General features: G+C 54.1%; 25 protein-coding genes. 15 read left to right on the plus strand and 10 right to left on the minus strand.

Features of this window, described 5'->3' with window-relative positions:
* Positions 1-18 precede the first annotated feature (18 nt).
* A complete protein-coding gene (gene secB, locus QEZ52_RS01285) occupies positions 19-531 on the plus strand; it encodes a protein-export chaperone SecB (protein ID WP_406647266.1) in 513 nt (170 codons plus the stop codon).
* A gap of 51 nt (positions 532-582) precedes the next feature.
* On the opposite strand, the gene dnaQ is transcribed toward secB, so the two are convergent.
* The 4 genes from dnaQ to QEZ52_RS01305 are packed head-to-tail and all read right to left on the minus strand — an operon-like array spanning position 583 to position 3,317.
* Entirely contained in the window at positions 583-1,305 is a 723-nt protein-coding gene (gene dnaQ / locus QEZ52_RS01290) for a DNA polymerase III subunit epsilon (protein ID WP_406647268.1), read from the minus strand.
* On the minus strand, positions 1,298-1,891 hold the full coding sequence (gene coaE / locus QEZ52_RS01295) for a dephospho-CoA kinase (RefSeq protein WP_406647270.1): 594 nt from the start codon (positions 1,889-1,891) through the stop codon (positions 1,298-1,300). The genes dnaQ and coaE overlap by 8 nt, the downstream gene beginning before the upstream one ends.
* Positions 1,888-2,721 (minus strand): shikimate dehydrogenase, encoded by an 834-nt coding sequence (locus QEZ52_RS01300; RefSeq protein ID WP_406647272.1) that lies wholly within the window; start codon positions 2,719-2,721, stop codon positions 1,888-1,890. The genes coaE and QEZ52_RS01300 overlap by 4 nt, the downstream gene beginning before the upstream one ends.
* Positions 2,718-3,317, minus strand: a complete 600-nt coding sequence (locus tag QEZ52_RS01305; RefSeq protein ID WP_406647274.1) for a Maf family protein — start codon at positions 3,315-3,317, stop codon at positions 2,718-2,720. The genes QEZ52_RS01300 and QEZ52_RS01305 overlap by 4 nt, the downstream gene beginning before the upstream one ends.
* Before the next feature lie 407 nt (positions 3,318-3,724).
* Between QEZ52_RS01305 and QEZ52_RS01310 the strand changes: the two genes are divergently transcribed.
* The 7 genes from QEZ52_RS01310 (at position 3,725) to QEZ52_RS01340 (ending at position 11,103) form a co-directional block, all read left to right on the plus strand.
* Entirely contained in the window at positions 3,725-4,174 is a 450-nt protein-coding gene (locus tag QEZ52_RS01310) for a CopD family protein (protein WP_406647276.1), read from the plus strand.
* 128 nt (positions 4,175-4,302) lie between these two features.
* Positions 4,303-5,574 carry a transcription termination factor Rho gene (gene rho / locus QEZ52_RS01315; protein ID WP_406647278.1) on the plus strand — a complete coding sequence of 424 codons (1,272 nt, stop codon included), beginning with the start codon at positions 4,303-4,305 and terminating at the stop codon, positions 5,572-5,574.
* A gap of 31 nt (positions 5,575-5,605) precedes the next feature.
* Positions 5,606-6,889, plus strand: a complete 1,284-nt coding sequence (gene mnmE / locus QEZ52_RS01320; RefSeq protein WP_406647280.1) for a tRNA uridine-5-carboxymethylaminomethyl(34) synthesis GTPase MnmE — start codon at positions 5,606-5,608, stop codon at positions 6,887-6,889.
* 12 nt (positions 6,890-6,901) lie between these two features.
* On the plus strand, positions 6,902-8,770 hold the full coding sequence (mnmG, locus tag QEZ52_RS01325; RefSeq protein WP_406647283.1) for a tRNA uridine-5-carboxymethylaminomethyl(34) synthesis enzyme MnmG: 1,869 nt from the start codon (positions 6,902-6,904) through the stop codon (positions 8,768-8,770).
* 14 nt (positions 8,771-8,784) lie between these two features.
* Positions 8,785-9,384: a 16S rRNA (guanine(527)-N(7))-methyltransferase RsmG gene (rsmG, locus tag QEZ52_RS01330; protein ID WP_406647285.1), complete on the plus strand. Its 600-nt coding sequence runs from the start codon at positions 8,785-8,787 to the stop codon at positions 9,382-9,384.
* Complete coding sequence (locus QEZ52_RS01335) at positions 9,377-10,186, plus strand: ParA family protein (RefSeq protein WP_406647288.1); 810 nt, start codon at positions 9,377-9,379, stop codon at positions 10,184-10,186. The genes rsmG and QEZ52_RS01335 overlap by 8 nt, the downstream gene beginning before the upstream one ends.
* 17 nt (positions 10,187-10,203) lie before the next feature.
* Complete coding sequence (locus QEZ52_RS01340; RefSeq protein WP_406647290.1) at positions 10,204-11,103, plus strand: ParB/RepB/Spo0J family partition protein; 900 nt, start codon at positions 10,204-10,206, stop codon at positions 11,101-11,103.
* Here QEZ52_RS01340 and QEZ52_RS01345 read toward each other — a convergent pair.
* The 4 genes from QEZ52_RS01345 to rph are packed head-to-tail and all read right to left on the minus strand — an operon-like array spanning position 11,093 to position 13,921.
* Complete coding sequence (locus tag QEZ52_RS01345) at positions 11,093-11,446, minus strand: YbaN family protein (RefSeq protein WP_406647292.1); 354 nt, start codon at positions 11,444-11,446, stop codon at positions 11,093-11,095. The genes QEZ52_RS01340 and QEZ52_RS01345 overlap by 11 nt on opposite strands.
* Positions 11,447-11,449: 3 nt before the next feature.
* Complete coding sequence (hemW, locus tag QEZ52_RS01350) at positions 11,450-12,604, minus strand: radical SAM family heme chaperone HemW (RefSeq protein ID WP_406647295.1); 1,155 nt, start codon at positions 12,602-12,604, stop codon at positions 11,450-11,452.
* On the minus strand, positions 12,597-13,211 hold the full coding sequence (gene rdgB / locus QEZ52_RS01355) for an RdgB/HAM1 family non-canonical purine NTP pyrophosphatase (RefSeq protein ID WP_406647297.1): 615 nt from the start codon (positions 13,209-13,211) through the stop codon (positions 12,597-12,599). Before rdgB ends, hemW begins: the two co-directional genes overlap by 8 nt.
* Positions 13,208-13,921, minus strand: a complete 714-nt coding sequence (gene rph, locus QEZ52_RS01360) for a ribonuclease PH (protein ID WP_406647299.1) — start codon at positions 13,919-13,921, stop codon at positions 13,208-13,210. Before rph ends, rdgB begins: the two co-directional genes overlap by 4 nt.
* 115 nt (positions 13,922-14,036) lie before the next feature.
* Here rph and hrcA point away from each other — a divergent pair, with 115 nt between their 5' ends.
* Both hrcA and QEZ52_RS01370 read left to right on the plus strand, forming a co-directional pair.
* Positions 14,037-15,101 (plus strand): heat-inducible transcriptional repressor HrcA, encoded by a 1,065-nt coding sequence (gene hrcA / locus QEZ52_RS01365; protein WP_406647301.1) that lies wholly within the window; start codon positions 14,037-14,039, stop codon positions 15,099-15,101.
* Between the two features lie 9 nt (positions 15,102-15,110).
* Positions 15,111-15,671, plus strand: a complete 561-nt coding sequence (locus tag QEZ52_RS01370) for a nucleotide exchange factor GrpE (protein WP_406647303.1) — start codon at positions 15,111-15,113, stop codon at positions 15,669-15,671.
* A 91-nt stretch (positions 15,672-15,762) separates the two neighbouring features.
* Here QEZ52_RS01370 and mutS read toward each other — a convergent pair whose 3' ends face one another.
* Positions 15,763-18,384 (minus strand): DNA mismatch repair protein MutS, encoded by a 2,622-nt coding sequence (gene mutS / locus QEZ52_RS01375; protein ID WP_406650603.1) that lies wholly within the window; start codon positions 18,382-18,384, stop codon positions 15,763-15,765.
* 162 nt (positions 18,385-18,546) lie between these two features.
* On the opposite strand from mutS, the gene QEZ52_RS01380 reads away from it, so the two are divergent.
* On the plus strand, positions 18,547-20,802 hold the full coding sequence (locus QEZ52_RS01380; RefSeq protein ID WP_406647305.1) for an NADP-dependent malic enzyme: 2,256 nt from the start codon (positions 18,547-18,549) through the stop codon (positions 20,800-20,802).
* A 3-nt stretch (positions 20,803-20,805) separates the two neighbouring features.
* Positions 20,806-21,678 (plus strand): ribokinase, encoded by an 873-nt coding sequence (locus QEZ52_RS01385; protein WP_406647307.1) that lies wholly within the window; start codon positions 20,806-20,808, stop codon positions 21,676-21,678.
* A 76-nt stretch (positions 21,679-21,754) separates the two neighbouring features.
* On the opposite strand, the gene msrA is transcribed toward QEZ52_RS01385, so the two are convergent.
* Entirely contained in the window at positions 21,755-22,420 is a 666-nt protein-coding gene (gene msrA / locus QEZ52_RS01390; protein WP_406647309.1) for a peptide-methionine (S)-S-oxide reductase MsrA, read from the minus strand.
* Between the two features lie 143 nt (positions 22,421-22,563).
* Here msrA and QEZ52_RS01395 point away from each other — a divergent pair, with 143 nt between their 5' ends.
* From QEZ52_RS01395 to QEZ52_RS01405, 3 genes are all read left to right on the plus strand, one after another.
* Positions 22,564-23,472 (plus strand): D-amino acid aminotransferase, encoded by a 909-nt coding sequence (locus QEZ52_RS01395; protein ID WP_406647311.1) that lies wholly within the window; start codon positions 22,564-22,566, stop codon positions 23,470-23,472.
* A complete protein-coding gene (locus QEZ52_RS01400; protein ID WP_406647313.1) occupies positions 23,472-24,185 on the plus strand; it encodes an HAD family hydrolase in 714 nt (237 codons plus the stop codon). The genes QEZ52_RS01395 and QEZ52_RS01400 overlap by 1 nt, the downstream gene beginning before the upstream one ends.
* An 82-nt stretch (positions 24,186-24,267) precedes the next feature.
* Positions 24,268-24,669: a VOC family protein gene (locus tag QEZ52_RS01405; RefSeq protein ID WP_406647315.1), complete on the plus strand. Its 402-nt coding sequence runs from the start codon at positions 24,268-24,270 to the stop codon at positions 24,667-24,669.
* Positions 24,670-24,854: the final 185 nt, after the last annotated feature.

The raw sequence follows: 24,854 nt of genomic DNA on the forward strand, positions 1-24,854 counted from the left end.
ATTTTCAGGAGTAGTTCCATGGCCGAAAACGACGCAGCCGAAGGCGCACAGCCGCAGCAACAGCAGCAAGCCCCCCAAGTTCAGATGAATGTTCTGGGTCAGTACGTGCGCGACCTGTCCTTTGAGAACGTGATGGCCCAAAAGGGTGGCGGTGGCGACGCTCAGCCCGATGTCAGTGTACAGGTAAATCTGGACGCCAAGAAACGTCCGACCGAAAACCAGTACGAAGTGATGATCAAACTGACGGTCGAATCCAAAGCCAAGGAAAAAGGCGACGTTCTGTTCGTCCTGGAAGTCGAGTATGTCGGGATATTCAACATTGTTGGCGTGCCCGAAGACCAGCTGCATCCTTTCCTGCTTATCGAATGCCCGCGGATGCTGTTCCCGTTCCTGCGTCGCATTGTGTCCGACATCACCAGCGATGGCGGCTTCCCTCCGCTGAATCTGGACAACATTGATTTTGTGGCGATCTATCGCAATGAACTGGCCCGCCGTCAGCAGGCCGCCGCGGATGCCGCACCCAAGAACTAAACCGGTTTTTCGGGATTTTTGAAAACGCCGCCTGTTACATGGCGGCGTTTTTTAGTGACGCCACAATGCGCCATCACCCATTTTTTCGACAAATGCATCATGCGCAGCCTGTTCATCCGCAGTCAGGCGCGGTGGCAATGCGGTTGGGCGCGCAGACGGGCGCCACTGGTCATTTCCCGCCGATCCGGGTGTGTTGGAAACGGTGGCCAGACCGAAATCGGGTTGTCGTCCACCGACCAGCTCCAAATACACTTCGGCCAGGATTTCAGAGTCGAGCAAAGCGCCATGCATAGTCCGGGATGAGTTGTCGATGTGAAACCGGCGGCACAAGGCATCCAGTGATGCAGGTGATCCAGGAAAACGCTGACGGGCGATCGCCAACGTGTCGATCGCCTGATCCCAGGGCAATTGTGGCAGCCCAAGCCACCGCAATTCGGCATTCAGGAACTTCATGTCGAATGCCGCGTTATGGATCACCATTTTTGCATCACCGACGAAATCCAGAAACTTCTGCCCAAAGGCAGAAAACACCGGCTTATCGCGCAGTGTCACCTGACCTGGGGCAGGGGCCTGAGGAGGCTCCAAAAGATCCGGACCGATTCCGTGGACCTGGAATGCTTCGGACGGCATCGACCGTTCGGGGTTGATATAAACGTGAAACGTTTCTCCGGTTGGCAGGTGGTTAAACAGTTCCAATGCCCCGATTTCGACAATGCGATCGCCGGATTCCGGATCAAATCCCGTGGTTTCGGTATCAAGTACGATCTCACGCATTGGCCATCCCCTCGCGGATACTGGCAACTATCTGCTCCACCTGTTGGCGTGCATGATCCAAGGTGTCAGTGATGATCACATAATCGGATCGCGCCACTTTCTCGTCATTCGGCAATTGCTTTTTCCGAATGTGTTCAAACTGCTCGACGGTCATCGTTCCACGATCCATAACGCGATTTTTTTGCAATTCATCCGGAATAGAGACACATGCTACGGCATCCATCGCGACATTTCCCCCAGTTTCGAACAACAGAGGAATGTCAAAAACCAGAATATCTGACGTTGCAAGCGCGCGGAATTGCGTTCGATCCAGTGCGACCAGCGGATGCACGACAGACTCTATCTGTTTCAGTGCGTCCGGATTTTGCCCGATGATGCGCTTCAACGCGTCCCGCGACACGCGGCCATCAATGACTGCTTCTGGGAAAAGATCCCTGATCGGCGAGACTGCAGCACCGCCCTGTTCATACAAACGATGCACGGCCGCATCCGCATCCCACACATCACATCCCGCATCAGAGAACAGTCCAGCGGTTGTGCTTTTCCCCATGCCGATCGATCCCGTCAGTCCGAGTGCAAAGCTCATCTCAGTGCGGCCGCCCGTGTAGCGTTGTCGACGTCGGGACGCTGACCAAACCAACGTTCGAATCCAGGAACCGCCTGATGCAGCAACATGCCCAGACCATCGACCGTCTGACACCCAACTTCTTCTGCAATTCGCAAAAGTCGGGTTTGCAACGGAGCATAAATCAGATCTGTCACCAAAGTTCCAGGTTCCAGCCCATCCAGCGGCACCCGCAGTTCCGGTTTTCCAACCATGCCCAGCGATGTGGTATTGACCACCAGATTGGCACCTTCAAACAAATTGCCAGCCTGCACCCAATCGACAACCTTGATCCGCTGACCAAAATCTTCGCGCAACTGTTCTGCTCGTCCCCGGGTCCGGTTCGTCAACAGAATTTCAGGCGCACCGGCTTCGACCAGAGAGGCAACGACCGCGCGTGCCGCACCACCAGCCCCCAGCACAACCGCCGGTCCGGCTTTGGCATCCCAATCTGGTGCGCCCTGTTGCAAATTGGTGATAAACCCATAGCCATCGGTGTTATCTGCATGGATCTTGCCATCCGGGCGAAAGATCAACGTATTCGCCGCACCGATCAACGTTGCTCGATCGGTGATTTGATCCGCAATCGACATCACCGCCTCTTTGTGCGGGATCGTCACATTGGCACCGACAAACCCCATATCCGGCAAGGTTCGAATGACTTGCTCCAGATCTTTGGAGGCCACATCCATCGGGATGTAGTACCCCTGTAATCCATAGGTATTCAGCCAGTGCCGATGCACACGCGGAGACCGTGAATGTGCAACAGGTGACCCAATGACACCCGCCAACGGAATTTTTGCCTCACTCATTGCTCGATCACCCCCTGCGTTGCCAGATAGTTCAGCAATTCCAATAATGGCATACCCAAAACGTTAAAGTAATCGCCGTCAATGGTACTAAAGAGCCTGACGCCCTCTTGCTCGAGCTTGTAGCCTCCCACGGCATGACGAATGCTGTCCCAATTTCGGGCCACATAGTCAGAAAGATAGGCATCGCTGGCATCGCGCATCCGCAGACGGACCTGGCCCACGTGCCGCCAGATTGGCTGAGCATCACGATAGATCACCCCGGCCGACAACAGCATATGTCGTTGTCCGCGCATCTCACACAATTGTCCCAAAGCCTGTTCCGGTGAATTGGGTTTGGACAGCAACCGCCCCTGAAAATCCAGAACCTGATCACAACCCAAAACCATAGAACCTGGGTATTTGGCGCTGATTTTGCGCGCCTTCAGTTCAGCAAGAGCATCAGCAATGTCCCGAGGCGCTGCATTTTCAGCCAACAGCGCCCGTTTCACGGATTCTTCGTCGACCTTGGGCACCCGAATTTCGAAGGGAACATTGGCCTGACGCAGCAATTCGGCCCGAACGGACGATCCGGATGCCAAAACGAGGGGGATAGACATGTGGAAAACCCCTATGAAAACCACTGGAGGAAGTTGGGACGGTTTAGCATGATTTCGGGGGTTACTGGCAAGTGGGGGAAATACACGCGACTTTCGCAGAGTCGTTCGCTGATTCCTCCTTTGGGGACCGGGATAAGATTCCAATCGGGGATAAACCGGGTTGTGCATTCACATCCCCAGCTTATCCCCAGCTGCACTCAAATTCTCAATCACACAAGTCACTGAATAAAAACAAATATTCCAGTTTTCCCCGCGCGTAATCCCTGACCCTCTTTTCCCCATCCCTGAATGGGGATAAGCCAAGGGATCACTGAATTATCCACGGAAATCCGTGAGTCCTACAAAATCATCATCCTTTTTTCTTAATTTTTTATTTAAGGGAGAAGGGAAAACCGGGCGAGACTAACATGGCTGACCTGCTCTTTACGCTGTACCCTTGGATCAAGGCCCTGCACATCATGGCAGTGCTCAGCTGGATGGCTGGATTGTTCTATCTTCCCAGACTATTTGTGTACCATGTTGAACAGGCAGAGAAGGTCCAGGATTCCCTCCCGATCTTCAATATGATGGAAGACAAGCTGTTGCGGGTAATCATGCGCCCAGCCATGATTGTGACCTGGATCGCCGGGTTGATCATCGTGTTTACTCCGGGGATCGTTGATTGGAGCTATGTCTGGCCCTGGACCAAGGGCGCGTCGGTGATCGCCATGACCGGGTTCCATCACTGGCTGGTCACGCGCCACAAACTATTGGTCGCGGGCACCAACACGTTGACAGGGCGACATTATCGGATGATGAACGAGGTTCCGACAGTTCTGATGGTGATCATCGTTCTGTCGGTTATTCTCAAGTTCTGACGCATCGTTTGACTCACCTCGGTCAAGTGTTTATGTAACCGCTCAAAGCAGGCCCGTCCGGGTTGTGCGTTTTCCTATCTTATTGTGACCCCGCACCGGAACACCCGGTGTTCAGAGGCTGTATATCCATGACCGTCGAAACCTTGAATCTCGCTGATCTCAAAATCAAAAGCCCCAAGGACCTGTTGTCCATGGCTGAAGAGCTGGAGATCGAAAACGCGTCTACCATGCGCAAAGGCGAAATGATGTTTCAAATCCTGCGCGAACGCGCGGATGAGGGATGGGAAATTTCGGGTGATGGTGTGCTCGAAGTTCTTCAGGACGGTTTTGGATTCCTACGCTCTCCTGAGGCGAACTATTTGCCAGGTCCAGACGACATTTACGTGTCGCCCGACGTCATCCGTCAGCACTCTCTGCGTACAGGAGACACCGTAGAGGGGGTTATTCAGGCCCCCAATGACCAAGAGCGCTATTTTGCCATTACCAAGGTCACATTGATCAATTTTGAAGAGCCGGAAAAAGCCCGTCACAAGGTTGCCTTTGATAACCTGACACCACTTTATCCAGATGAACGGCTCAACATGGAAACGGCCGATCCGGCGACTAAGGATCGTTCGGCGCGCGTCATTGATCTGGTTGCGCCAATTGGTAAAGGTCAACGGTCTTTGATCGTGGCACCGCCGCGTACAGGCAAGACAGTGATTTTGCAGAATATCGCGCATTCTATCGAGAAAAATCATCCCGAATGCTATTTGATTGTGCTTCTGATCGACGAACGTCCTGAAGAAGTCACTGACATGCAGCGGTCCGTAAAAGGTGAAGTTGTATCCTCGACCTTTGACGAACCGGCGACTCGCCACGTGGCCGTATCCGAAATGGTCATTGAAAAAGCCAAACGCTTGGTCGAACATAAACGAGATGTTGTTATTCTTCTCGATTCCATCACAAGACTTGGTAGGGCGTTCAATACTGTGGTGCCGTCGTCAGGTAAAGTTCTGACAGGTGGTGTTGATGCAAACGCCCTGCAACGCCCCAAACGCTTCTTTGGTGCCGCCCGGAACATCGAAGAGGGTGGGTCGCTGACCATTATCGCAACAGCGCTGATCGATACTGGATCGCGTATGGACGAAGTGATTTTTGAAGAATTCAAGGGCACCGGTAACTCGGAAATCGTTCTGGACCGCAAGATCGCAGACAAGCGTGTGTTCCCGGCCATAGACATTCTGAAGTCTGGTACACGGAAAGAGGATCTGTTGGTCGACAAGGGCGATTTGGCCAAAACTTATGTTTTGCGTCGGATTTTGAATCCGATGGGCACAACAGATGCCATCGAATTCCTGTTGTCCAAGCTGAAGCAGACCAAATCAAATTCTGACTTCTTTGACTCGATGAACACCTGACCTGATACAACGTTTCTGAAAGGGTCGTTACATGGACACGATCTTTGCGTTGGCCAGCGCCCAGGGCAAGGCGGGGGTTGCGGTTATCCGGATCTCCGGCCCGTCCGCACATGTGGTAGCAGGACGAATGGGTGGAGATCTACCCAGCCAGGGTACCACATTGCGGGTTCTACGGGACCCGAACGGGTTGCCATTGGACGAAGCGCTGGTTCTGACCTTTTCGGCCCCACGCAGCTTTACCGGGGAAGATGTCGCTGAATTTCAAATTCACGGCAGCATGGCTGTTATTGCCTCAGTGTTGCGCGAACTTGAAACCCAACCTGACGCACGTATGGCTGAACCTGGGGAATTTACGCGCCGGGCATTGGAGAATGGGAAACTAGACCTTACGCAGGTCGAAGGTCTGGCGGATCTGATTGATGCAGAAACCGAAGCGCAACGAAAGCAAGCCCAGCAGGTTCTGGCTGGCGAATTGGGACAGTTGGCGGAGCGGTGGCGCCGCGACCTGATCCGGGCCGCATCCTTGATCGAGGTCACAATCGATTTTGCGGATGAAGAAGTTCCTGTCGATGTAACTCCCGAGGTTTCTGCGCTGTTGACCGGAGTTCAGTCAGATTTGGCCCGTGAGGTTGAAGGTGTTACAATTTCGGAACGTATTAGAAGCGGGTTTGAAGTTGCGATCGTAGGTGCGCCAAATGTCGGAAAATCAACACTGTTGAATGCTTTGGCAGGGCGACAAGCGGCAATTACCTCGGAGTTCGCCGGAACAACGCGTGATGTCATCGAAGTCCGAATGGATTTGGGTGGCTTGCCGGTAACCTTACTTGACACTGCCGGTTTGCGTGAGACTGACGATCACGTCGAAGGGATTGGCATCGAACGCGCCCGGGAGCGTGCGGAAGCAGCTGATTTGAGGGTCTTCTTGGTCGATGATGACAGCCTTTTGGACGTCGATTTTGTTCCCGGTGATATCAAACTGCAACCAAAGGCTGATATCCATCCTGGGCGGCCCGATGCAATTTCGGGAAAAACAGGCGAAGGGATCGATAAATTGGTCGATCATATTTCGGCTGTTTTGGGTCAGAGATGTGCAACGTCGGGTATCGCCACCAGAACGCGGCATAAAGAAGCAATGACTTCGGCCTTGAACAGGCTCATCTCTGCTCAACGAGTTTTGGCTGATGGGCCCGATTTCTATGATATTGCTGCAGAGGACCTGAGATCTGCGATTCGATCTTTGGAACTCTTGGTTGGGCGTGTTGGTGTTGAAAACCTTCTGGACGAAATATTTTCGAGTTTTTGTCTAGGTAAGTAAGGAGTGTTTCACGTGAAACATTCAAATTATGATGTGATTGTTATTGGTGGTGGGCATGCGGGGACCGAAGCTGCCCACGCATCCGCACGGGTGGGTGTACGAACAGCCTTGGTCACATTGACCCGACAAGGAATCGGTGTAATGTCCTGTAATCCTGCCATTGGCGGACTAGGCAAAGGACATCTGGTTCGAGAAATTGATGCGTTGGATGGAGTTATGGCCCGGGTCGCCGACAGGGCAGGGATCCAGTTTCGTCTATTGAACCGTCGCAAGGGACCCGCGGTACAAGGTCCCAGAACCCAGGCGGATCGAAATATTTATCAAAAGACAATGTTGGCGGAAACAGTTGCACAGCCAAATTTAGACATTGTCATCGGTGAAGTAACTGACTTCCTTATGGATGGAGCCCGTGTCGTTGGGGTTCAGTTGGCTGATGACAGCGAAATTTCTGCCAAAAAGGTAATTCTGACATCCGGGACATTTCTTCGCGGTATAATCCACATCGGTGATGTCTCGCGACCAGGCGGACGAATGGGTGACAAGCCGTCTGTCAAATTGGCGGAACGTCTGGATAGTTTTGAGTTACCCATGGGCCGGCTGAAGACAGGTACACCGCCCAGGTTGGATGGGCGAACGATTGATTGGTCGGGGTTGGATATGCAACCCGGGGATGACGACCCGACATTTTTTTCGTTTCTTACCCGACAGGTACACGCCCGCCAAATATCATGTGGGATTACGCATACAAATGCGCATACGCATGAAATTATTGAAAAAAATCTGTCCAGGTCGGCAATGTACGGCGGGCACATAGATGGCGTGGGACCCAGATATTGCCCATCCATTGAAGACAAGATCGTTAGATTTTCTGAAAAGTCCTCGCACCAAGTATTTCTGGAGCCGGAAGGAATTGATGATCACACGGTCTATCCGAATGGAATTTCGACATCTTTGCCAGAAGATATTCAGATGGAATACGTCCGGTCTATCAAAGGCTTGGAGAACACCGTCATTCTGCAACCTGGGTATGCGATCGAATATGACTATATTGATCCTAGAACGCTGACACTGGAGTTGGCGCTCAAGGATGTTCCGAATTTATATCTCGCTGGACAGGTCAACGGGACAACGGGATATGAAGAAGCTGCAGCTCAGGGAATGGTTGCAGGATTGAATGCGGCGCTCGCGTGTTTGGAACAGGACCCAGTTCAGTTTAGTAGATCAAATAGTTACATTGGTGTGATGATTGATGATCTGACAACAAACGGAGTGGCCGAACCCTATCGCATGTTTACATCTCGGGCTGAATTCAGATTGTCGCTGCGGGCTGATAATGCTGATCAAAGGCTGACGCCACTGGCGGAGAGAATGGGCTGTGTTAGCCCAGAGCGTTTGAAAATTTTCCATCTGAAGATGGATAAGATCGAGAAAGCCAAGACTGTGCTCGAAACTGACCGCTTTACACCAAAGCAAATTTCAGGTGCCGGAATTCGGGTCAATCAAGACGGTAATCGAAGAACAGGTATGGAGATCCTTGCTTTTCCTGACGTGGTTTTTGAGGATATTTTGCACCTGCTGCCCGAGTTGGGGCCGGTCGACGCAGAAACACGCCGGCAAGTAGAGCGGGACGCTCTGTATGCAAACTATATCTCCCGGCAAATGCGGGAAATCGAAGCCTTGAAAAAAGACGAGAATGTGAAGATTCCAATTGATTTTGAATTCTCATCAATCAGCGGATTGTCAAACGAGCTTAAATTCAAACTCGCGCAGGCACGACCGTCAAGCCTCTCCCAGGCTGCGCGTATTGATGGCATGACGCCAGCGGCTTTGGCGCTAGTACTTGCCGTAATCAAGAGATCGGGTGAGAGGTCTACCGCGTGACGCAAGAACAAGCTATGTATGACCTAGATGTTTCACGTGAAACAATCGAAAAACTGAAGCAGTTCGAGGCTTTGGTTAGAAAATGGAACCCAAAGATAAACTTGGTTTCAAAAAGTAGCTTGGACAACCTGTGGTCACGGCACATTGTTGATTCCACTCAGGTTATCCGAACGTTGAACCCAAAGGGGAAATGGGTTGATTTGGGAAGTGGCGGGGGGTTTCCGGGGCTGATTGCGGCCATTTTTGCGTCTACAGAATTTCCAGATCTAACTGTTACCTTGATTGAAAGCGATCAACGAAAGGCCGCATTTCTTCGGAATGCGGCCAGAGAATGCCAAGCAACTTGTACAGTGCTCAGCAAACGCATTGAACAGGTTGAACCCCAATGTGCCGACATTTTGTCAGCTCGCGCTTTGGCCGATCTTGCGAAGCTCCTGGAGTTTTCGGAAAAACATCTAAAACCAGACGGTACCGCCTTGTTTCCAAAAGGTATCACATGGGAAAAAGAGGTGGAAGACGCACGTCTGAAATGGTCCTTTGACATAGAAGTGATTAAAAGCATTACAGAACCCAACGCTTCAATATTGAAGATCAAAGGAGTGACGCGTGTCTGATCTTTCGCGCCCTGAAGGGCCTCGCATTATGGCCGTTGCAAACCAAAAAGGGGGCGTTGGCAAAACCACAACAGCAATCAATCTTGCTGCGGCTCTGGTAGAGCAGGGTATGCGCGTTCTGGTGGTTGACCTTGACCCCCAAGGTAATGCCTCGACCGGTTTGGGGGTCGAAGCGGTTGACCGTGAGCTGACAACCTATGATCTTTTGATGGATGACGCACCTTTGGACGACGTAATCCAAAAATCCAGCTTTGACGGGTTGTACATCATTCCAGCGACCGTGGACCTGAGTTCTGCCGACATCGAACTGATGTCGAACGAAAAACGTAGCTTTTTGCTGCATGATGCATTGCGCCAAACCGCCATGGACAAATTTGGTTGGGACTATGTTCTGATTGACTGTCCGCCGTCACTGAACCTTTTGACAGTAAATGCAATGGTTGCGGCCCATTCTGTATTGGTGCCGCTTCAAAGTGAGTTTTTTGCACTCGAAGGTCTGTCACAGCTGATGTTGACCATACGCGAGGTCCGGCAAACAGCGAATGCGGGACTTAGGATCGAAGGGGTGATCATGACAATGTTCGATCGCCGGAATAATCTATCCCAACATGTTGAGAAAGATGCGCGGGACAACCTAGGAGATCTGGTATTCAAAACCGTTATCCCCCGGAATGTGCGTGTAAGCGAGGCACCATCCTATGCGGTTCCTGTTCTGAGCTATGATACAAATTCCCAAGGTGCGACGGCGTATCGTGCTTTGGCAAAAGAATTGCTGTCCAACCATAATAAGCTGGCAGCCTGAAAACTGGGAGATCGAGCATGGCAGATCATACAAAGGGTAAACCAAGGGGGTTGGGCCGCGGGCTGTCTGCTCTGATGGCAGATGTGAACCCGGTGACCGAGGAAAACAACGTACCATCCAACCGACAGCCGGACATGATGGTTCCGATCGAAAAGGTAATTGCCAATCCGGACCAACCGAGACGTCGGTTTGATCAGCAAGATCTGGATGACCTGACGGCGTCAGTAAAAGAAAAAGGGGTTATTCAACCTCTAATCGTGCGCCCCGTCGAAGGTGGGATGTATGAAATTGTTGCGGGTGAACGCCGATGGCGGGCGTCCCAGGCTGCGCAGCTGCATGAAGTCCCGGTGTTGGTTCGTGACTATAGCGATCTCGAAGTCCTGGAAGTGGCCATTATTGAAAACATTCAGCGCGCGGACTTGAATGCGGTCGAAGAGGCTGCAGGGTACAAACAGCTGATGGAAAAATTCGGACATACCCAGGAGCGACTTGCGGAGGCTTTGGGAAAAAGCCGCAGCCACATCGCAAATTTGATGCGTTTGTTGCAACTGCCAGAAGACGTTCAGGAAATGGTACAGCGCCGGGATTTGTCAGCTGGCCATGCACGGGCGTTGATAACGTCGGAAAATCCGACAGTCCTGGCGAAAAAGGTTGTGAAAAATGGAATGTCCGTTCGGGCGACCGAGGCGATGGTGCGTAAGGAAGCTGGCGGTGACAGGCCAAAGTCATCCAAGCCGGCACAGCGACCTGCTTCGGAAAAAGACGCCGATACCAAAGCTTTGGAGGCGGATTTGTCATCTTGGTTAAAGATGCAGGTATCCATAGACCACAAGACTGGAACAGAAGCGGGCACTGTTACGATCTCATACGAGACATTGGACCAACTGGATGAACTTTGTGGAATTCTCAGCCGTTAGGGCGAGACCATATGAAGACCAGAACACATCCTAGAACAACTGCTTGGATTACGACAACATAGGTCGGTACACCGAGTATGAGGGACAATGCAAAGACGGCGGCGATCGATACGGTCGCCGCCTTTTTTGCACCGGGTCGGATGGATCCTGAACTGCGCCAGTCTTCGATCAGAGGGCCAAAAATATTGTGCTCAAGGATCCAGTTGTGCAAGCGGTCTGATGAATTGGCAAAAAGGAATGCAGCCAAAAGCAGGAAGGGAACAGTCGGTAGAAGGGGGAGGACAATTCCAATAACGGCCAGAGCGACACACAATAGACCCAAACCGGCGTATACAAAACGCATGTGTTAATCCGATAACAATTCGCGGATGACCGCATTCAACAACGAGCGACCCTGTAGCGTCGCCTTGAGGCAAGACCCCGATCGTTCGATCATGCCCAAGTCTTCGAGATATGTCAGATTTTCCTCAGGTAAAGGGGAGCCAGACAATCTCTGATATCTTTCCACATCCAAACCTTCGGTCAATCGAATGCCCATCATCAAGAACTCTTGCGCTGCGTCACGGGACGTTAGCATGTTGTGAGGCAATTCTCCTGACCCGGCGGATACGTCTGACAGCCATCTTCCCGGCGAAAGATGGGTTTCAGTGGCAAACTTTTGTCCCTTCAGCGTGAGACGCCCATGGGCTCCAGGGCCAATTCCCACGTAGTCACCATAGCGCCAATAGATCAGATTATGACGGGATTGCGCCCCTGGAACAGCATGGTTGGATACCTCATAAGCAGGCATACCGCGGTCGGCGCAAATTTGTTGCGTGACCTGGTACATGTCTGCTGCTGTGTCATCAGTTGGCAGATCACGTAGTTTACCCCGGGCATAGCGATCCCCGAACGCCGTGCCTTCTTCAATCGTCAACTGGTAGAGGGACAAGTGGTCTATTGCCATGTCCAGAGCCTGAGTCAGCTCTGTTTCCCACTCTGAGGTGGTTTGATCCTGTCGGGCATAGATCAAGTCAAAGCTGACTCGATCAAAGCATGATCGGGCTACGTCGAATGCGGCTTTGGCTTCGTCCACCGAATGTATACGTCCAAGGCGTCGCAAGTCCCGGTCATTCAGCGCCTGGATCCCCATGGAGATTCGATTGACACCGGCATCCCTGTACCACGAAAACCGCTCTGCTTCGACGGAACCGGGATTGGCTTCGAGTGTGATTTCGATGTCATTGGCAAATGGCCAGATATCGCGGGCAGTTTCGATTACTGCGGCAACGGTATCGGGATGCATCAGGCTGGGAGTGCCACCCCCAAAGAATATGGCGTTCAGAACACGGCCGGGGAGCAGATTTCGGTATCTCTCCAACTCGTGAATATAGGCTCTAACCCAGGCTTTTTGGTCTATTTTGGACGACACATGGCTGTTGAAATCACAATAGGGGCATTTGGCTTGGCAGAATGGCCAGTGGATATACAGGCCAAATCCGCCGTTGCGCCAATCATCCACTGAAACAGCCCTGAATGAATTTGGTGACGGCCTTGCCCCGATGGCTGATCTTGTGTTTTTCAGCGGGATCCATCTGGGCACATGTAATGTCTAATCCGTCTGGTTGAAACATCGGATCATAGCCAAATCCGTTTTCGCCGCGAATGGGCCAGATCAGTTGACCGGGCATGACGCCTTCGAACACTTCGTCGTGTCCGTCGGGCCAGGCGATGACCAATGTACAACGAAACTGCGCAGTGCGTGGGGCGGTGGCCTTGGCTGTATTCAACTCATCATTGGCCCGTGTCATTGCCAGCATGAAGTCACGGCCATTTGGGGTCTCGGCCCAATCAGCGGTATTCACGCCAGGGGCCCCACCCAGCGCATCTATGGTGATGCCCGAGTCATCAGAAAGAGCCGGCAGGCCGGTCGCCTTGGCCGCGGCATGGGCCTTGATCCGGGCGTTCCCGACAAATGAATCTTCGGTTTCTTCGGGTTCGGGCAAGTCCATATCGCCGGCACCGATGACCGAAACCCCAAAGGGTGCTAGAATTTCGGTAATCTCTGCCAACTTTCCGGCGTTGTGGGTGGCGACAAGTAACTTGTCGCCCTCAAACTTGCGTGTCATGCGCATGCGGCCTTTTGTATTTCGGCCAATTCGGCAGTGCCAGCAGTGGCCAAATCCATCAGTTCATTCATCTGATCGCGGCTGAATACCGAACCCTCGGCGCTCATTTGCACTTCGATCAGTTTGCCCGATCCGGTCATGATGAAGTTACCGTCAACGCCGGCCTCCGAATCTTCGGGGTAATCCAGATCCAAAACAGGCTGACCCGCGTAAATGCCACAGGACACGGCGGCAACAGGATCAACCAGTGGATCCATGATGACGTCGCCCGCTTTCATCAGTTTGTTGACCGCCAGACGCAGCGCGACCCAACCACCGGTGATTGATGCACAACGCGTGCCGCCGTCTGCCTGAAGTACGTCACAGTCGATGGTGATCTGACGTTCTCCCAGTGCAACCCGGTCAACACCGGCGCGCAGGGCGCGGCCAATCAGGCGCTGGATTTCGACGGTTCGGCCGCCTTGTTTCCCCGAGGCTGCCTCGCGGCGCATCCGGGTGTTGGTCGCGCGGGGCAACATGCCGTATTCGGCGGTGACCCAGCCCAGGCCAGACCCTTTGATGAACGGCGGAACGCGCTCTTCGATCGTGGCAGTGCACAGCACGTGGGTTTCGCCTACTTTGATCAGGCAGGACCCTTCGGCGTGTTTGGTAAACCCGGTTTCGATGGAAACGGGGCGCATTTGGTTCAACTGTCTTCCAGAGGGTCGCATGGGATATCCTTTGTTTCTTGGGATCGGGGATACCTGCGGGGGGCTGTTGAGCGCAACCCCGATTGACCTTTGGTGCTGCTGCTCTTTAATGGCGGAGCAGATAAAAGTGATGGCAATGGGCGACGCGAACAAAATTCTGGATGATATGAATGACAGATCGCGCGAGGTTTTTCGCACGGTTGTTGAGTCCTATCTCGAAACCGGTGACCCGGTTGGCAGCCGAACGCTGACGCGGAGCCTGAGCGAAAAGGTCAGCGCAGCGACAATTCGCAATGTAATGCAGGATCTGGAGTATCTGGGGTTGCTCGACAGCCCGCATGTCAGCGCCGGGCGCATTCCGACCCAGATGGGGTTGCGGATGTTTGTGGACGGGCTGTTGGAGGTTGAAGATCTGAGAGCCTCGGACAGGCAAAAGATTAACGCTACCCTAGGGTCCAACACTGCCGATGTTGGGTCTATGCTGGATCGGGTAGGGGCGGCGCTGTCAGGTGTCACGCAAGGGGCGTCTTTGGTCCTGACGCCCAAACACGAGGCCGAAATTCGACATATCGAATTTGTGTCCCTGGCCCAGGATCGTGCATTGGTTGTTCTGGTGTTTTCGGATGGCCACGTTGAAAACCGGGTATTCACCCCGCCTGCAGGTCAAACGCCCAGTTCAATGCGCGAGGCGGCCAACTTTCTGAATGCTCAGATCGAAGGAAAAACGTTGAGCGAAGTTTCTGGCTTGATGCGACGTGAGATCGCGGATCGTCGTCAGGAAATCGACGTTCTGGCCCAGGATCTGATCGAAAGTGGGTTTGCGGCCTGGGATAGTCAGGGGGATGATCAGGCACGGTTGATCGTTCGGGGGAGGGCGAATCTGCTGGGGGATGGGGAAAAATCCGAAGAGCTGGACCGCATCCGTGTGCTGTTTGACGACCTGGAACGCAAGCGCGATATCGCAGAATTTCTGGAACTGACCGAAGACGGCGAGGGCGTGCGCATTTTTATCGGCTCAGAGAACAAACTTTTCTCACTTTCGGGTTCCTCTTTGGTGGTGTCTCCCTATATGAACTCTGACCGAAAGATCATTGGTGCTGTCGGCGTGATTGGGCCGACTCGCCTGAATTATGGACGGATCGTGCCGATTGTGGACTACACGGCGCAACTGGTTGGAAAGCTGCTTTCCGATCGGAGTTAGAGGTGAAAGATGGCAGAGCCCAAGACTGAAGAGTTTCTGGACGATATCGATACTGCAGAAGCCGAAGAGCTGGCTGAAGAGTTTGCCGAGATTGACGAGGCAGAGTTGGAGCTGGAATCGCTAAAGGCCGAACGGGACGAATTCAAAGACCGTTTCATGCGTGCATTGGCGGATGCGGAAAATTCCCGTAAACGCGGTGACAAGGCACGGCGTGATGCCGAGCAGTACGGCGGATCAAAGTTGGCCCGGGACATGCTGCCGGTTTATGACAACATGAAACGCGCGTTGGAAACTGCAACTGATGAACAGCGCGAAGTGTCAGGTGCCCTGATCGAAGGCATCGAACTGACCATGCGGGCGTTGCGCGATGTGTTCGGCAAGCACGGCGTTCAGGTGATCACGCCTGAGGTCGGTGATCGCTTTGACCCGCAGTTCCACGAAGCGATGTTCGAAGCGCCGCTTCCTGGGACAAAAGCTGGCGACATCATTCAGGTGTCGGCTGAAGGCTTTATGTTGCATGATCGGTTGCTGCGCCCGGCCCAGGTTGGAGTGTCTTCCAACCCAGGTTAAGTTCAACGCATCCGGCGAGTGCGTGCCTTCGGCGAAAGTATTTTTAACCAGAAAGAAGCAGGGGCAGGCACCAGGCCGGGCCCCTGTTTTGTTATTTGCTGGCGGTTTCTTTCAGCTTGTAGAGAATTTCCAGCGCCTCGCGCGGGGACAGGTGATCGGGATGGATCTCTTCCAGAAGAGTTTCTACGGGCGAAGGACCTTTTGGGGCGGCAGGTTGCGTCGGAGGTGCGGCGGCAAACAGCGGCAGGTCGTCAATCCGAACCTGTCCACCGGTGCCTTCGCGGCTGCTTTGTTCCAACATGTCCAGCACGTCGCGCGCGCGGGCAACGACGCTGGGTGGTAGGCCGGCGAGCTGGGCGACCTGTACCCCATATGATCGGTCGGCAGCACCCTTGCGAACCTCGTGCAGGAAGATCACCTCGCCTTCCCATTCCTTGACGGTGACGGTCGCATTGTCGACACCGGGCAGTTTATTGGCCAGCTGAGTGAGCTCGTGATAATGGGTGGCAAACAGCGCGCGGGACTGGTTGGATTCGTGAAGATGTTCGAGCGTGGCCCAGGCGATGGACAACCCGTCGTAGGTGGCGGTGCCGCGACCGATTTCGTCCAAGATCACCAAGGCGCGGTCGTCCGCCTGGTTGAGGATCGCGGCGGTTTCCACCATTTCTACCATGAATGTCGACCGGCCACGTGCCAGATCATCCGAGGCACCCACGCGGCTGAACAATTGGCTGACAACTCCGATATGGGCGTCTTCGGCCGGAACATAGCTGCCCATTTGCGCAAGCAAAGCAATGAGAGCATTTTGGCGCAGGAAGGTTGATTTACCGGCCATGTTGGGACCGGTCAGCAACCATATTGCAGCACCGTCTTGCGCTGTCAGATCACAGTCATTGGCCACAAACGATTCGCCAGCCTGTTGCCGCAACGCGCGCTCTACCACTGGGTGACGACCACCGATGACATTGAAGGCGCGGGTATCGTCAATTCTGGGACGGCACCAGTTTTCCCCGTTTGCTATATCTGCCAATGCGGTGAGCAGGTCGAGCTCTGCCAGACCCCGCGCAGCAAGGTTTAGGCGCGCGGATTGCTCCAGAATGGCACCCGAAAGCATGGAATAGAGTCGCTTTTCTATCTCCAGCGCCAGATTGCCGGCATTCAGGATCTTGGTTTCAATCTCGCTGAGTTCGACTGTCGTAAACCGCACCTGATTGGCGGTGGTCTGACGATGAATATAGGTTTCGTTCAGCGGTTCGCCCAACATTTTGGCGGCATGGGTGGCGGTGGTTTCGATGAAGTAGCCAAGCACATTGTTGTGCTTGATCTTGAGTGAGGTAATGCCTGTGTGTTCAGCATACTTTTGTTGAAAGCTGGCAATCACCGACCGGCCTTCGTCGCGCAGGGTTCGGGCCTCGTCCAATTCGCTGTCATATCCAGGCGCGATGAATCCACCATCGCGCGTCATTAGTGGAGGTTCAGCGACCAGCGCGGCATCCAGCAGCTCCAGCAATTCGTCAAACCCTTGCAGGTCGCTGGTGGCCTGGGCGATCAGAGCTGGCAACTCCATATCATCACAGGTGGCGGCGATAGCTTCGGCCTGTGTCAGGGCATTGCGGATCGCGGCCAAATCACGGGGTCCGGCCCGGTCCAAGGCGAGCCGGGACAGGGCACGGTCCAGATCAGGGGTTTTGCGTAGGGCATCCCGCAATTGCGCCGAATGTGCGGATTGATCGACGCAGAAATCCAATGCAGCCAGTCGCGCGTGGATGACATCCAGATTACGCGATGGGCTGGACATGCGTTGTTCCAAAAGGCGGGCTCCGCTGGGGGTAACGGTGCGGTCCACCACCGACAGAAGTGAGCCGAATTTTTCCCCTGACAACGACCGGGTCAATTCCAGATTGCGCCGGGTGGCAGCGTCGATCTGAACAACGCGATCTTCGGACTCCTGCTGCGGTGGTTGCAGCAGGGGAAGTTTGCCTTTTTGGGTGATTTCCAAATAGTCAACCAGCGCGCCCATCGCCGAAAGTTCCGCCCGGTTGAACGAACCGAACCCTTCGAGCGACCCGACCTTGAACAACTCACACAGCCGAGTTTCGGCGGAGACGCTGTCAAAGCTCGATTTACCCAATGGGGTCAAGGGGACCTTGTGTTCGTCGGCCAGAGGGCGAAGTCTCTGATATACTGGCTCGTCCAGGACCAAAAGTTCGGATGGGGCCAACCGTGCCAGTTCCGGACTCAGCCGGACAGGGGCCACGGGCATCACGTGAAACGCGCCGGTCGAGATATCCGCCCAGGCCAACGCAGCACCGGCGCGCAGTTCGGAATAGGCAACAAGGAAATTGTGCCGGCGGGCATCCAGCAGTGCGTCTTCGGTCAAGGTACCAGGCGTGACCAGGCGTACTACGTCGCGCTTCACGACAGCCTTGTACCCGCGTTTTTTGGCTTCGGCGGGGCTTTCCAACTGTTCGCCAACGGCCACACGGAACCCTTTGCGGATCAGGGTCAGCAGATACCCGTTAGCGGCATGTACGGGAACGCCGCACATCGGGATGTCTTCGCCTTCGTGCTTGCCGCGTTTGGTCAGCGCAATGTCCAACGCCTCGGCGGCATTCACCGCGTCATCAAAAAACATCTCGTAAAAATCGCCCATCCGGTAGAACAGCAATGCGTCCGGATATTGCGCCTTGATGTCGAGATATTGTGCCATCATCGGCGTGACTGTTGACAAAGGACTATTCTCCGCTGTGCTGATCGGCGCGACCTTACAAATCCCCTGCCTGCGGCGAAAGGCCAAAACGTATTGTGATTGTGACCCAGCGTTCACTGGGGTATTAGGCAAAAAGCCCGAGTTTGCAGAAGAACGACACATCCCATGCCAAAAGCGAAGATCACCAACGAAGAGGCGCTGGCCTTTCACCTCGACCCGACCCCCGGAAAATGGGAGGTGCAGGCAACGGTTCCGATGACCACACAGCGCGACCTGTCGCTGGCCTATTCCCCAGGTGTGGCTGTTCCGTGCGAGGCGATCGCTGAAAACCCGGAAACCGCGTATGATTACACCAACAAAGGTAATCTTGTTGCGGTGATTTCCAACGGGACAGCGGTTTTGGGTCTGGGCAATCTGGGTGCGCTGGGGTCCAAGCCGGTTATGGAAGGGAAATCCGTTCTCTTCAAACGCTTTGCTGATGTGAATTCGATCGACATTGAGCTGGATACAGAAGACCCGGATGAATTCTGCAATGCCGTGCGTCTGATGGGGCCAACCTTTGGTGGCATCAATCTCGAAGATATCAAGGCCCCTGAGTGTTTCATCATTGAACAACGTCTCAAGGAAGAGATGGATATTCCGGTCTTTCACGACGATCAGCACGGCACGGCGGTGATCTGCGCCGCGGGTCTGCTGAATGCGTTGAAAATCTCGGGCAAAAAGATCGAAGACGTCAAAATCGTCTTGAATGGGGCAGGGGCAGCGGGCATCGCCTGTATCGAACTGCTCAAAGCGATGGGCGCGCGGCACGAAAACTGTATCGTCTGCGACACCAAGGGCGTGATCTATCAAGGTCGTACAGAGGGCATGAACCAATGGAAATCGGCCCATGCGATCACCACCGAATTGCGGTCTCTTGAGGACGCAATGAAGGGTGCAGATGTGTTCCTGGGTGTGTCTGTCAAAGGCGCTGTAACCCAGGATATGGTTGCAAGCATGGCTGACAATCCGGTGATCTTTGCCATGGCCAACCCTGATCCGGAGATCACCCCGGAAGAAGCACATGAAGTCCGCGTGGATGCCATCGTTGCGACCGGTCGGTCGGATTATCCCAACCAGGTCAATAACGTTCTGGGCTTCCCCTATCTGTTCCGCGGTGCGTTGGATATTCACGCCCGTGCAATTAATGACGAAATGAAAATCGCCTGTGCTCATGCGTTGGCCAACCTCGCGCGCGAGGATGTGCCGGACGAAGTGGCCATGGCCTATGGCAAATCGCTGACCTTTGGTCGTGACTACATCATCCCGACGCCGTTCGACCCGCGCCTGATCCACCGGATCCCACCAGCTGTGGCCAGGGCCGGGATGGATACAGGGGCTGCGCGGCGTCCGATCATTGACATGGACGCCTATGAGCTGAGTCTGAAATCCCGCATGGACCCGACCGCGAGCATCCTGCGCGGTCTAAACGCCCGTGCCCGGTCAGCCCAACGCCGTATGATCTTTGCCGAAGGTGACGATCCTCGTGTGTTGCGTGCGGCTGTGACTTATCAACGCTCCGGCTTTGGCAAGGCAATGGTTGTTGGTCGCGCCGACGAGGTGAAGCAGAAGCTTGAAGCCGCAGGTCTGGCGGATGCGGTACGTGAGCTGGAGGTTATCAACGCAGCCAACACCCAGCATTTGGATGTGTACAAGAGCTTCCTGTATAAACGCCTTCAGCGCAAAGGCTTCGACCAGAAGGACATTCACCGTCTCGCCGCCCGCGATCGACATGTGTTCTCGGCATTGATGCTGGCGCACGGGCATGGCGACGGTTTGGTAACAGGCGCGACCCGCAAATCTGCGCATGTGATGGATCGGATTGGCCATGTCTTTGATGCTGATGCCGCGCACGGTGCCGCTGGGGTCACAGCTCTGTTGCACAAGGGAAAAATCGTTCTGATCGGTGATACCCTGGTACATGAATGGCCCGACGAAAATGATCTGGCCAATATTGCAGAACGGGCTGCTGCAGTTGCCCGCCATATGGGCCTAGAGCCTCGCGTGGCCTTTGTCAGCTTCTCGACCTTTGGATATCCGGTATCGGAACGGGCCGAGAAAATGCACCTGGCGCCGGATGTTCTTGCAGCCCGTGGTGTTGATTTCGAATTTGAAGGCGAAATGACCGTTGATGTCGCGCTGAACGCACATCAACAGGCGGGCTATCCCTTCTCGCGCCTGACTGGACCTGCCAACATCCTCATTGTCCCCGCGCGGCACTCGGCCAGCATTTCGACCAAGCTGATGCAGGAAATGGGCGGCGCCACCGTGATCGGCCCGATCCTCAGCGGGATCGACAAACCGATCCAGATTTGTTCCACAGGCGCAACCGCAAATGACATTCTGAACATGGCGGTTTTGGCCTCATGTGACATCGGTTAAACCATGGCGATCTGGAACCTCGGCTCGATCAATGCGGACATGGTGTATACTATGCCGCACCTGCCGACAGCAGGTGAAACTTTGGCCGCGACGGAGTTGGATCAGTTTCTTGGTGGCAAGGGAGCCAACATGTCCGTGGCAGCCGCCCGTGCCGGATCCCTCGCGCACCATATTGGTGCCGTCGGACCGGATGGTAAATGGGCTGTCGATCGTCTTACGGAATATGGGGTCGACACCCGACATATCGCGCAGATTGACGTTCCTACCGGTCATGCAATCATTGCAGTAGATCAACAGGGGGAAAATCAGATCATCCTGTATTCAGGAGCCAATCAGAAGATAGACCAGAACTCTTTGAAACAGGCTCTAACTCAGGCGAATGCGGGCGATATTCTTGTCATGCAGAACGAAACAAACCTGCAGGTTGACGCTGCACGAATGGCCCGAGGTTTGGGGTTAAAAGTTTGTTATGCTGCTGCGCCATTTGATGAAGTGGCGGTTCAGGCCGTGCTCCCTTACCTTGATTTCCTGATACTGAATCAAGTTGAAGCGGCGCAACTGGAACGATCCACGGGAAAAACACCGGATGCGCTGGGCGTGTCTGATGTGATCATGACCCTGGGTGCCCGTGGTGCCCGCCACATAGATGGCAATACGGGCGTGATTCATGATATTCCCGCGCTTCCCGTAACGGCTGTGGATACCACAGGTGCCGGCGATACGTTCACTGGGTATATCTTGTCGGGTTTGGATCGTGGTCTGCCAATGGTCAATGCCATGGCCCAGGCCAATCGTGCTGCAGCACTGATGGTAACGCGCCATGGTACCGCAGACGTTATTCCAGATCTCAAGGACGTGCTTGACGCCCGTTTCTGATGATCTGAATGTGCTTCTTTCTGGTCAAAAATACCTCGGGGTGAATTGGCCAAAGGCCAAGAGGGGCAGCGCCCCTTTAGTACCCTTTGGCAAAAGGCGCGGCCTCACCCCATAATTCCCGTACGCGCTTGTCCCTGCCACAGGCCTGGCGGTACCGTTTGTAAGCAGCGGCCTGACGTTTTGGCCCAAACCGGGTGAACACCAGATTGGTCCCCTTGTAATAGTCCTGATGATAGTCTTCGGCTTCGTAAAATGGGGCGCTGGACAGAACAGGTGTCACAATGGCTTGTCCCAAATCCTTCTGTGCTTGTGCGATAGCTTGATCCGCCAGCGACTTTTCCTGACTATTGGAGACAAAAATCGCCGTTCGATAGCTTTCTCCGCGATCACAAAACTGTCCGCCTGCATCGGTTGGATCCACTGATCTCAGAAACAGCGACAACAGGGTTTCACGACTGACCTGATCTGCATCAAAGGTAATCTGAACAGCTTCGTAATGCCCTGTCCCGCCTTTGGTGACGTCCTTGTAGGTCGGATTGCCGGTCTTCCCACCGGTATATCCGGACACGGCCCCGATTACACCGGGCACCCCTTCGAAATCGCTTTCAACGCACCAGAAGCAACCCCCGGCCACGGTGAGCGCTTCGGGCGACTTGGCCTGAGCGTCCTGTGCATCCAGGATGCTGGCCAGACCCATTAGAATCGTTAGGGCCAAAGGCTTCAGTGTTTCGCTCAGCTGCATATCCGACTCCATTTTCTGGCAGGTTGGATCAGACACGGGACACTGGCAATTCTCAGACGTGCAAGGTCACGCAGTGGTGATCGTGTTTTACCACTTGGAAATTGGATCCAATCCACCTAGCGTGCCGCCGCAAGGAGGATCTCATGACCGACAAGATGAGCACGCACCAAGCCAAAGAAGATGCCCGCAACGAAGATATCTTGATCTATCTGAACGGACGCGTCGTACCCAAATCTGAGGCGACCGTCAGTGTGTATGACAGCGGGTTCATGCTGGGGGACGGGGTCTGGGAAGGGTTGCGCCTATACAACGGCACCTGGGCGTTCATGGATGAACATCTGGATCGGTTGTTTGAGGCAGCCAAGGCAATTGACCTGGACATTGGTCTGGATCGGGTTGGTGTCAAAACCGCCTTGTTAGAGACACAAAATGCCAATGGGATGACAACGGACGCCCATGCCAGAGTGATGGTGACACGCGGGGTCAAAACCCGCCCGTTCCAGCATCCGCAGTTGTCGCAGCAGGGCCCGACATTCGTGATTATCATGGAACATTCACAGCCCAAGTTGCCGCGCCCAATCCGGCTGGCGACGGTACCCCATGTGCGTGGTCTACCGATGAGCCAGGATCCGAAATTGAATTCGCATTCCAAACTGAACTGCATCATTGCCTGCATAGCAGCCGAAAAAGCTGGTGCGGACGAAGCATTGATGTTGGACGTCAATGGATTTGTGAATACCACAAACGCCTGTAACTTCTTTATTGTGCGCAAGGGCGAGGTTTGGACCTCGACTGGTGATTACTGCATGAACGGCATCACTCGCCAAAAAGTAATCGATCTGTGCCGCGCTCATTGCATCCCGGTGCATGAGCGAAACTTTTCCCTCGTAGACACCTATGGTGCAGACGAGGCGTTCCTGACCGGCACCTTTGGTGCGCAGACCCCGGTGGGCGACATTGATGGGCGTGTCATCGGAACAGGGCAGATGGGCCCGATGACAGAGCGGATCCGGCAGCTGTACAAATCCCTGATCCAAGAGGAGTGTGCCTGATGCGGATTGCCATGTGGTCCGGGCCGCGGAACCTATCGACCGCGATGATGTATGCCTTTGGAAACCGGTCCGATTGCGCAGTAGTAGATGAGCCGTTCTATGCGGCCTATCTGGCGAAGACCGGATTGAACCACCCAATGCGCGACGAGATTCTGGAAAGCCAGTCGCAAGACCCGATCGCGGTCGCGTCCTATCTGGAAACCGCAAAACCGGCGGACAAGCCACATTTTTATCAAAAACATATGACTCAGCATATGATTGATGGCGTGCCCCGCGATTGGATGCGGCATTTGACGAATGTGTTTCTGATCCGGCACCCGGCGCGGGTGATCGCATCTTATGCTGCGAAACGGGAGAACCCGACGCTGGGCGACATAGGATTCCGGCAGCAGGCCGAGTTGTTCGATCTGGTCACAAGCTGGGGTCAGACGCCTGTCGTGATCGATAGCCACGATATTCGCGATAACCCACATGAAATGTTGGAAAAGCTGTGTGACGTGATCGATCTGCCGTTTTCACCAGAGATGCTGGAATGGCCCAAAGGCGGACACAAGGATGATGGGGTGTGGGCCGTGCATTGGTATGGAGCGGTGTGGAACTCTTCGGGGTTTGCGGACCCTGAAGGGTCGCTGCCCGAGGTACCGGAAGATTTGAAAATGGTTCTGAAAGCCGCCATGCCATTCTATGAAAAGATGAAAGCGCAAAAGCTTTAGGATTGCAAAAGGGGGGCTGCCCCTCTTGGCCGTTGGCCAATTCACCCCGAGGTATTTTGACCAGAAAGAAGCAGGAAGTACGATGATCCGAACGTTGATCCATGTTGCCCTGGTGGTGCGCGACTATGATGAAGCTATAGCGTTTTACGTTGGAAAGCTGGGCTTTGAGTTGGTCGAGGACACTTATCAGCCCGAACAGGATAAACGTTGGGTGGTGGTACGACCGGGGAGCGACGGCTGTTCAATTCTTCTGGCTCAGGCCTCGGACGATCATCAGGACCGCTATGTTGGCGATCAGGCCGGGGGCCGGGTGTTCCTGTTTCTGGGAACCGATGATTTCTGGCGCGATTATGAGGCGTTTCGTGCAGAAGGCATCGAATTCGTACGCGACCCGCAAGAAGAGCCCTATGGCACCGTGGCAGTGTTCAAGGATCTTTATGGCACGCTGTGGGATCTGATCCAGTTTGCGGACGGGCGGCCCTGACGCGCGCTGCAAAGGAGGTTGACCTGTTTTCAAGGGATGTGTTGAGGATCCCTCTACTTCATTTTGGGTATCTCACTAGCATACCCAAAATATACAGAAAAAAGGACTCGACTCGGACCGAATGAGTCGTGAGCATTTGAGCACCTACATGCAGATAGGTGCCTTAAGACTGCCGTAGGCAACAG

Source organism: Aliisedimentitalea scapharcae (genome assembly GCF_045277565.1).
Lineage (GTDB): Bacteria > Pseudomonadota > Alphaproteobacteria > Rhodobacterales > Rhodobacteraceae > Aliisedimentitalea > Aliisedimentitalea scapharcae.